The 9,602-nt window shown below is 70.9% G+C and carries 8 protein-coding genes and 1 pseudogene; all 9 read left to right on the forward strand.

The genetic code is table 11. The features are described from left to right. Positions 1-26: 26 nt before the first annotated feature. The 9 genes and pseudogenes from EAS64_RS31895 to EAS64_RS31925 all read left to right on the forward strand — a co-directional run bounded on the left by EAS64_RS31895 (position 27) and on the right by EAS64_RS31925 (position 9,400). Positions 27-926, forward strand: coding sequence for an RNA polymerase subunit sigma-70 (locus tag EAS64_RS31895; protein ID WP_145859033.1), 900 nt, complete (start codon positions 27-29; stop codon positions 924-926). A gap of 202 nt (positions 927-1,128) precedes the next feature. Beyond that, on the forward strand, positions 1,129-2,970 hold the full coding sequence (locus EAS64_RS31900; RefSeq protein WP_145859035.1) for an Ig-like domain-containing protein: 1,842 nt from the start codon (positions 1,129-1,131) through the stop codon (positions 2,968-2,970). Between the two features lie 594 nt (positions 2,971-3,564). Further along, entirely contained in the window at positions 3,565-4,023 is a 459-nt protein-coding gene (locus EAS64_RS31905) for a recombinase family protein (RefSeq protein ID WP_145859037.1), read from the forward strand. Between the two features lie 316 nt (positions 4,024-4,339). Next, positions 4,340-4,807, forward strand: a complete 468-nt coding sequence (locus tag EAS64_RS31910) for a DUF2637 domain-containing protein (protein ID WP_281283350.1) — start codon at positions 4,340-4,342, stop codon at positions 4,805-4,807. Between the two features lie 590 nt (positions 4,808-5,397). Then, positions 5,398-5,565, forward strand: a complete 168-nt coding sequence (locus EAS64_RS44015) for a hypothetical protein (RefSeq protein WP_187366319.1) — start codon at positions 5,398-5,400, stop codon at positions 5,563-5,565. Positions 5,566-6,259: 694 nt separating this feature from the next. Continuing rightward, positions 6,260-6,565 carry a hypothetical protein gene (locus EAS64_RS31915; protein WP_187366320.1) on the forward strand — a complete coding sequence of 102 codons (306 nt, stop codon included), beginning with the start codon at positions 6,260-6,262 and terminating at the stop codon, positions 6,563-6,565. 49 nt (positions 6,566-6,614) lie between these two features. After that, positions 6,615-6,824, forward strand: a pseudogene (locus EAS64_RS47700) (DUF5372 family protein); the annotation flags it as partial. A gap of 35 nt (positions 6,825-6,859) precedes the next feature. After that, the gene (locus EAS64_RS31920; RefSeq protein ID WP_342782093.1) at positions 6,860-7,210 is read left to right on the forward strand and encodes a DUF6788 family protein; all 351 of its coding nucleotides are present in this window, start codon (positions 6,860-6,862) and stop codon (positions 7,208-7,210) included. Between the two features lie 90 nt (positions 7,211-7,300). Further along, positions 7,301-9,400: a recombinase family protein gene (locus tag EAS64_RS31925; RefSeq protein ID WP_145859042.1), complete on the forward strand. Its 2,100-nt coding sequence runs from the start codon at positions 7,301-7,303 to the stop codon at positions 9,398-9,400. Positions 9,401-9,602: the final 202 nt, after the last annotated feature.

Below are 9,602 nucleotides of genomic sequence, written 5' to 3' on the forward strand. Positions count from 1 at the left end.
GATACATACACCGCGGCACCGGGAAACTGGCCGTCCGCGAACCGCCCAGTTCGCTCTCACGGGCGCGGGCCGGGGATGGCGAGGCGTTCCGGGAGCTGACCGGGCCGCACCGGCGGGAGCTGCAGGTGCACTGCTACCGGATGCTCGGCTCCTTCGCCGACGCCGAGGACGCCGTCCAGGAGACGATGCTGGCCGCCTGGCAAGGCATCGGCGGGTTCGCTGAGGAACGCGCCTCGCTGCGCACCTGGCTGTACAAGATCGCCACCAGCCGGTGCCTCAACGCGCGCCGCGCGGCGCGCCGGCGCCCGGCCAGGCAGTGGGATATGTCGCAGTCCGAACCGCCCGTGCCGACCCCGCGCGACGAGCCCGTCTGGCTGCAGCCGTTCCCTGACGCCCTCCTCGAGGGTGCCGCCGGCGTGCCGCCCGGGCCGGAGGCCCGCTACGAGCAGGCCGAAGCCATCTCGCTGGCCTTCGTGACCGCCCTGCAGCTGCTGCCGCCACGCCAGGTCGCCGTCCTCATCTTGCGCGACGTCCTCGGATTCCGCGCCAGCGAGGTGGCCGGCATGCTGGAGGTGACCCTCGAATCGGCCAACAGCGCCCTCAAGCGAGCCCGCGCCAGCCTCCAGCGCCGGCAGCAGACGGCCGCCGGCCGCCAGCCGCCGCCCGCCGCCGGCTCACCCGCCGAAGACGCGATCGTGGCCAGGTTCGCCCGCGCGTGGGAGTCCGCCGACCTCGACGCGCTGGTGGCCCTGCTGACCGACGACGTCTTCATCGCGATGCCGCCGGAGCCCTTCGGATACGAGGGCCGAGACCTCGTGACCCGCTACTGCACCCGCCAGTTCGCCGCCGGCCGCAGGTACGGCCTCGGCGGTGCTGCGCCTGCCGGGGCTCCTGGCAAACGGGGTCCGGATCCACCGGGACCTTGACCTGTCTCGTACCCGTATCGAAGGTGCGTTGCGAACTAGTGCCAGCACGTCAAAGCGGTCGGCGGTCTGGCTTGAGCTTCCACAGCAGCACCTCCCTGGCGCCCTGAAGGTAGGTGAGCAGGTCCGCTTTCGCGTCAGGTCCGGTCGGTCATTCGCCCGGGTATGCCAGCAGGAATCCGGCCCAGCTGGCAGCCTTTCAGACATGGTGAAGCTCTGGATGTCAGGGAAGGCGCTCGGCATCGCCCTGGCCGTGGTCGTGACGGCGGGCGGCGCGACGGCAGCCGCCGCAGCGACGGGTGCTCCGGCATGGAGCGCGCTTCCCCCGGGCGGCTCATTCGGGATGCCGCGGCCGCTGGCCGGGATTCCGGCACTCGGCATGACCGCACCGGTCTCCGGCGGGCTCCTGCTGTCCTGCCCCTCCGCGGGGAACTGCGGCGCAATCGGCGCCTATGCCGCGAAGGGGCCACCTGGGGTGGGGGAGAAGCAGCAGGCTTTCGTCGTCAGCGAGACGAACGGGCACTGGGGCAAGCCGGACGCGGTGCCGGGTATCCGCGCGCTGAACACTATGGGGCGGGTGTCGGACCTGCGGATCACCTGCTCCGCCCCCGGGTTCTGCGAGGCGGGCGGCGACTACGTCACCAGGCTCAGCGCCAGTTCCGGTGTGAAGCACGCGTTCGTCGCACAGGAGTCGAAGGGCGTATGGGGCATGGCCAATACGTTCGCCACCTCCGGCCTCAGCGGCGCCAACGGCGCGAGCGCCCTGGAGGCGCTCAGCTGCCCGTCGGCGGGCAACTGCGTCGCGGGCGGCGACTACGGCAGCGCGAAGGGCACCGTGCCGTTCGTCGCGGTGCAGCACAACGGGACGTGGGGCAAGCCGCAGCTGATCCCCGGCATGGCGGCCCTGCTCGGCTCACTGCGGGCGGTCGTCGCCGTGCCGCGCGTGATCTTCTGCGCCGGCAGCGGCGACTGCACCGTCATCGGCGACTACCCGGACAACCCCGGCCACCGGATGGACGCCTTCATCGCCACCGAGACGGGCGGCGCATGGAAGGCCGCGACGCCGCTGCCCGGCCTCGCCGCCCTCCAGTCGACGGCCAGCACCCGGTACACCGACGTCGACGCACTCGCCTGCGACCCCGACGGCCGCGACTGCACGGCAGCGGGCGTGATCACCGGCCCGCAGGGCCGCATGCTCCCGTTCATCCTGACCAAGACCGGCGGCAGCTGGGGAACCGTCACCGGGCTGCCGGGGACGGGCTCGCTCAACCTGAGCAACGGCACCGGCGGCGAAGTCTTCCTTGCCTGCCCGGCCCAGGCGGCCTGCACGATCGCGACCACCGCCTGGGCCACGAAGTCGCCGTCCGAGCCGCGGGTGCTCGGCAACTCGCAGGTGTACCTGGAGGCCGAGGCCAACGGCGTCTGGGGCACGCCACGGCACCTTGGCGGAGTGACGGCGGCCGACGCAGCGGGCGCCGTCGTGACCGCCCTGTCCTGCGGCGCGCCCGGTTCCTGCACGATCGGCGGCTACTCAGCGAAGGCCCACCAGCTGGCCGTCCCCTTCCTCGCCGAGGAGACGGGCGGCGTGTGGGCCGGCGGCCCCACGCGGCTGCCGCTGCCTCAGGCCACGGCCAGCACCTCGCTGATCGGTGACCTGTCCTGCGTCGCGGCGGGCTACTGCACCGCGACGGCCTTCGACAAGTATCCCGAGTTCTCCGTCGGCAAGCCGACGGCTTTCCTCATCGCGGAGGGCGCTGCCAGCAGCACCGCGCTCACGCTGGCCAAGTCCGCGCTCACCTACGGCGCGGAGCAGGCGGAGACGCTGACCGTCACAGTCGACGGCCCGCCCGCCGCCACCGCGGTCGTGACCGCGGGCACGACCACCCTCTGCACGGTCCACCTCACCGCCAGCGGCACGGCCGGCACGTGCACGCTCACCGCGCAGGCACTCAAGCCGGGCAGCTACCAGCTCACCGCGTCGTACCAGGGGAGCCCGGTATACGTCGACTCGCAGTCCGCACCGGCCACGCTGACCGTGCGCGGGTAACGGGGGCATACGACCCGGACGCGGAGTTGCTGGTCATCGTCGCCAACACGCAGTTCGGCGCGGAGATCATGGTCAGGTCGAGGAAGTTCCGCGACGCCCGGCGCCACCCGAAGGTGGCCGTCGTAGTGGACAGCGCCGGACCCGCGCATCCTCGAAGTCCTCGGGCACGCGAAAACCCTGCTCGACGGCGGCGAGGGCGCCGGGAAGCGACTCGGCGCGCCGTTCCCGTTGTGCCAGGCATGGATACGCATCCGCCCGAGCCGCATCGTGGCCATGGGCATCACCGGCGGCCAGTTCATGTCAACCGCGCGCGACATCGCGTAAAGCAGACTCGATGCGCAACGTCGCGCTTTCTGACACGCACGCCCCAAGCTCTAACGCACGCGCCCGTGGTGACAGATCACTTGGCCAGGTGACAACCATTCCGGCCCGGCACAACTAGGATCTGCTTCCCGTCTGAACACGGGGCCAATCAGTCACAGAGGCCAACTATCGGTCACAGTCACAGATGCCCGGTCACGCAGCGGGCCGGGGTGCGCATGCGGGCGGGATCGGTCAGCTGACGGATGTCTCGGGTCCGCGGCGGCTGCCAGCATGGCGGCGGCCCGGGACCAGGGGCGGTACCTGGGCGGCCGCCCGCCGTACGGGTACCGGCTCGGTGATGCCGGGCCGCACCCGAACAAGGCGCATGCCGCCTGGGGCAGGAGGGCGCGGCGCCTCGAACCTGACCCGGAGACGGCGCACGTGGTGCGGTGGATCTTCGCCCAGCGGCTGGCGGGTCACTCGGCGGCGCGGATCGCCCGGGCGCTGAACGAGGCGGGCATCCCGCAGCTGCCCGCCTTCTTTCTCCTGCTGGCCGGCGCCGAGCCCGCCGAAGCACACAGAAGGCGCCGGACCCGGCGCGGAGTGGATGCCCTGCCCGCGGCCAGCCCGGAGGAAGCAATCGGGTACCTGCGAGCCAACGAGATCGCCCTGACCTACGACCAGGCCACCGGAACCCTGCGGGCAGCCGCAACCGGAGCCGCGAAGAACATCACCGGTAAAGCAAGCTGAACCCGGCTGAAAAGCCTTAACAAAAAGGAGGAGAAGAAACAGAACCGCGGGGGTCGCCCGGCGCTAGCGGAAGCCGCGCCCGGGTGACGATCCGGCATGCCCGGAAACGGGCGGCCGTGGGGTTTTAACGTGTCCGAGGACTGGCTGCACCAAAGAGCCCTCGCTCATACCTTTTGACGTGCGAGTTTGCGCTTGACAGCGGGGCCCGATGACCACCACGCAGCACGTCATCAAATGGTCTACCGCGTGCGCCGTCGTTGGCATTGCGGCAATCGCTGCGGTGGCGTCGTACGAGCATGCTTAGGCTCTCGTGCGGGTGCACGGCGAGGCGGGTTGGACGGGGCGTCTGGTCCCGCTCCCGGTGGACGGGCTGATTTACGCGAGTTCGATGGTCATGCTGGACTCGGCGCGTCGCAAGACGCCGGTTCCCGCGCTGGCGCGCTGGCTCCTCGGCCTGGGCATCGCAGCGACGCTCGCGGCCAACGTTGCCCATGGCCTGGGACATGGGCCTATCGGCGTGGCGGTGTCCGCGTGGCCGGCGGTCGCGCTCGTCGGCTCCTACGAACTCCTCATGATGGTCATCCGAAGGTCTCAGGCCGGATTCGATGGCACGTCTGACAGCAGGACCACTGCGGATACCCTGCAGGAGCAAGCGGCTCAGGTGTTCGCGGAGCAGCTCGCGGCGGACCGGGTTCCCTCAATTCGTACGATCCGCGCTCAGCTCGTCGGCCAGCCCCGAGCACAGCGGCTGCGAGACTATATCGCCGCAGGTCAAGAGTCGTGAGGAGAGCATCGCTGCGTAGCCATGACGACTCATTCGTGCACGCTGGATAGCTCGATGTCGTAGCCGTGGTCGCCGTGCCGTGTCCGTGAGCCGGCCCGGCCGGGAAGTAGCGGTCAGGGAGGCACGCACCCGTGGGTCGCTGAGGCCCCATTTGATCAGGGCCTGGGCCCAAATGGTGACGCCGGAGGGACGCAGCGGTGCCAGCTCGGCAGGGCTGGGCGGCCGGCGCATGAGCTGGCCCTCGCCGAGCGGGCGCATCGGCAGGACGCCGAGGCCGAGTTCGTCGGCCAGCGGCAAGACGGTCCGCAGTTCAGACGGAGTGACGAGGCTAGCCGCCTCGTCACCCCAGGACTGGGGCCATCAGCCGGGTGGCCGGTACCTTCCTGACGGGTCATCGCGCGAACCGCCCCCTCGTCGCGGTGGCGCCGCCCTGATGCTGCACTGCACGAGGGGGGTAGGCGAATCTCTTGAGCGACGGGGCGGCTCCCGGCATGATTAAATCCAGCGGATAGGCAACGGATCGGGTGCTTCAACGGCATCCATGAACATCCAGGGTCAATTGACCGAGGAGTTCCGTGAGAGGGGATCCCGTGCGCATCATCAAGCTTTTTCTTGCCGGGTTGTCGCTGGTCGGCGCCGCGGCAATGGTCGTCTTGGCCCCCGGCGTGGCCGGGTCAACGCACAGCCTCGCCGACACGGGAGTTGCCTCGGGGTCGCTGGCCCCCGACTCGATGGTGTGGGACATCGCCTACTCCTAGCCAACCCTCAGTCAGGTGCCGTGCCGACGATGCCCTCGTGCGACTGCACTAGGCACTCTCTCAGGTTGGCTGTGTGCGTCGAGATGAGGAGGTTGCCTATCGGTTAGGTGATGTCCTTGTCGTGCTGTGCGGATGATGAGGGTTGTGTGGCCCCTCGGGATCGCCCTTCGGGGGGTGGTCTCAAGCCGCCCCGTGCTGCGTTAGCTGAAGACTGTCGTGGTGAGCGACCGGGGAAAAGGCGCCCGTTGAGGTGTCAGGCGGGGACCAGGAAGGCGTTGCGCTGAAAGCGCCCGGGCCGGGTTTCCCGGCGGGGTGTTCACCGTCTGAAGCGTCGTTATTGGGTTCAAGGTGGCATCGGAACCGGGGAGAAGCCAAGTTCCCGGGATGAGCCTGGCGGTTGCCCGGATTGCTGGCCAGGTGGTGCCCGGCGTAGAGGTGGCGCGAGCCTGGTCTGCGGCGTCCGTATGGAACGGCGGAGGGCCAGCCCGGATAAGGCTGCCCCGGTGGGGCGGCGAGAGGGATGCCCGCGAGCGCCGTGATGGCGCGAGGGGCGAAACCGTTGCCGGGCTGGCAGTCGGACCGGCTCGTAGTAGTGCTGATCCTCCTGCCTGGCGCGGTGGGGCGGGGAGCGAAGGGGCCGGCTGGCTCGTGGCTTTATTCGTCTCGTCAACCAGCGGGTGCTGGGAGGAGCGTCATGGATGAGCTGAGGCCTGAGGTCGGGCGCAGGACGGTATCGGGAGGACCGCTGGACGGCAAGCCGTTCGCGGTCAGCGGGTATGAGGTCTGGCGTGCCTGGGAGCAGGTGAGGGACAACAAGGGAGCGCCGGGGGCGGACGGGCAGTCCGTCGCGGCCTTCGAGGAGCGGCTGGAGGACAGCCTCTACAAGGTCTGGAACCGGATGTCGGCGGGCAGTTACCTGCCGCCGCCGGTGCGGGCGGTGGAGATCCCCAAGCCGGGAGGCGGCACCAGGACACTCGGGGTGCCGACGGGCACGGCATAGTGCCGTTGTTCCCAGTGATCTTTCGGGTTCTGTAGTTGTCACCAACCCGTTCCATCCGCTGAAGGGCCAGCGGCTGGAGGTTCTGTATGCCAAGCGGCGCGGCGCGGACACCGTCTTCGTGTGCTCCGGAGGCGTCAGCGGGCAGATCACGCTGTCGGAGGCGTGGACGGACCGGGGCGAGCCGCCGCTGGCGCGCCGGCTGTCAGCCGGGTGCCTTGCCGAACTCGACACGCTGATCCGATCGATGCGGGGTCGTTGACCGTGACGGCCGGTCACGGCATTCTCTCTTGTGTGATGAATGCACACAAGAACGATCTCGGCGGCCTGTCCGTGCCGCAGCTGCTGGCCCGGCGCCGCGAAGCGGCGGCCCGGCTCGGCGACGTGGAACAGGTGCTGGCCGGGTCGCTGGCCGAGCAGTCGCGCCGGTGCGGCCGGCCGGGCTGCCGGTGCGCCGAGGGGGAGCCGCACGGCCCGTATGCCTACTTCACCCCGCGTCCGGCCGGCCGCGGCCGGGCCAGGTACGTGCCGGCCGCCCTGTCCGGGGCGGTGCGCCGCTGCCTGCGGCGGGGCACCGAGGTGGAGGCGGTGCTGGCGGAGATCTCGGCGGTCAACGCCGAGCTGCTGGCCCGCAGAGAGCTCCGGTAGCCGGTGAGCGCCGCCGTGCTGCCGGCCCCGCGCGGGCCGAGGCAGTGGCGGCGCTCGCCAACATGACGGTCTCGGCGCTGGGAGGCGCGCGTGAACGGCCAGCACAAGATCACCGGCAGCCACCGGGAGCGGACGGCGGTCGTCTACCTGCGCCAGTCATCGATGGCGCAGGTCCGCCAGCACGCCGAGTCGACCCGGAGCCAGTACGCCCTGGCGGACTGGGCCGCGGCGATGGGCTGGGCCCGCCGGGACATCGAGGTGATCGACACCGACCTGGGGATCTCCGGCAAGTGGGGAGTTGCCCGGGCAGGGTTCACCGAGCTGGTCACCCGGGTCTGCACCGGGGAGGTCGGGGCGATCTTCGGCATCGAGATCACCCGCCTGGCCCGCTCCAACGCCGACGTCGCGCGGCTGGCGGAGTTCGCGGCGATCACCGGCACGCTGCTGATCGACTCCGACGCGGTCTACGACCCTGCCGACGTGAACGACCGCGTGCTGCTCGGGTTCAAGGGCACCATGGGGGAGATGGAGCTCCACGTGATGGCCCAGCGGCTGCAGGCCAACAAGCGCGCCGCAGCCGAGCGCGGCGAGCTCCGCACCCCGCTGCCGGTCGGCTACGTCCACGACGACGCCGGGGACATCGCCGTCGACCCTGACGCGCAGGTCCAGGCCGCGATCCGGGATGTGTTCGCAGCGTTCGCCGCCTGCGGGTCGGCCTACGGCGTCGTCAGCGCGTTCGAGGAGAGGCGGTTCCCGCTGCGCGCCTACGGCGGCGCGTGGGCCGGGCAGCTGCGCTGGGGCAGGCTCACCCACGCCCGCGTCCTGGGCGTGCTGAAGAACCCGTGCTACGCGGGAGCCTACGTGCACGGCCGCTACACGTCCCGGCGCACCATCGAGCCAGATGGCATCGTGCGCACCGGGCTGCTGGAACGGCCCCGGGCCGAGTGGCCGGTGCTGATCAAAGACCACCACGAGGGCTACGTCACCTGGGCGGACTACCTGGCGCACGAGGGCAGGCTGGCGGCCAACCAGACCAACGCCGGCGCCCGGCCGCCCCGCGAGGGCAGCGCCCTCTGCCAGGGCATCATCTACTGCGGGTCCTGCGGCAAGCCGATGCGCACCAACTACCACGACGACGATCACCCTGCCTACGAGTGCTCATCGCGCGCAGACCGGCTGACCACGCCCTCCTGCCGGTCGGTCTCCGCCGTCACCGTCGATGACGCCGTCGCCGCGGTGCTGCTGGAAGCGCTCACCCCCGAGCAGGTCGCCCTGGCGCTCGCCGCGGCCGACGAAGTGACCGACCGGCACCAGCGGGTCAGCCGCGCCGCCGAGCTCGCCGTCGAGCGCGCCCGCTACGAAGCCGACCGCGCCGAGCGCGCCTTCAGCCAGGTCGAACCGGAGAACCGGCTGGTCGCCCGCAGCCTGGAAGCCCGCTGGGAAGCCAGGCTCACCGCCCTCGCCGACGCCGAGGAGGCCCTGGAGGCTGCCGCCGGATCGTCGCCCCCGCTGCCCGGCCATGCTGACCTGGAGAAACTCGCCGCCGACCTGCCCGGCCTCTGGCACGCCCCCGAAACCAGCAGCAAGGACCGCAAACGGCTGCTCCGCACCCTGATCGCCGACGTCGCCGTGCTGCCCGAACCCGACCGCGAAAAAGTCCGCATCGGGATCCGCTGGCACACCGGCGCCACCGACGAACTCCGCCTGGCCCGCGCCGTCCACCCCGGAACCGCCCGGCGCAGCCCGTCCCCGGCGGTCGAGATAGTCCGCCGGCTCGGCCCGGTCACGCCCACCGCCGAGCTGGCCGCGCAGCTCAACGCCGCCGGGATGGTCACCGGGAACGGCCGTCCGTTCGATGTCAAGGCCGTGCAGTGGATCCGCCACGCTTACAACATCCCTGCCCCGGCCCCGCATCAGGACGGCGAGATCAGCGTCGACGAGGCCGCCGACCGGCTGGGCTGCAGTGCGGGCGTCGTCTACTACTGGATCAAGGCCGGGCAGCTCGAGGCGCGGCGCGGCCCGGGAAACCGGCTCTGCATCCCCTGGAACGACGGCACCGAGGCCGCCTGCCGCGAGCGCGTCACCGCTTCCGGCCACCTCAACCCCGGCGCGCGGCGCACCAGGCCCCGCAAAACGCCCCGCTGGCCCGCTGAGCACCCCCGAACGTCAGTGCCCGCTGGCATGCTCTGACCTAGCAGCACGCGAACCACGAGCACCAAAATGCGCAATCCCAAAACGCCACGGCAAGGATGGGCAGTATGAAGTCACCGTCCCGGCCGTGGCGGACAGGATCGCGCAGACCGTGGTGGCTGCCCGGCTGGAGGCGGCGGCGGAACCGAGGTTCCATCGGGACTCCTACGGGTACCGGCCGCGCAGGGGCGCACTAGATGCT

The sequence above is a fragment of the Trebonia kvetii genome (assembly GCF_007827045.1).
GTDB classification, from domain to species: domain Bacteria; phylum Actinomycetota; class Actinomycetes; order Streptosporangiales; family Streptosporangiaceae; genus Trebonia; species Trebonia kvetii.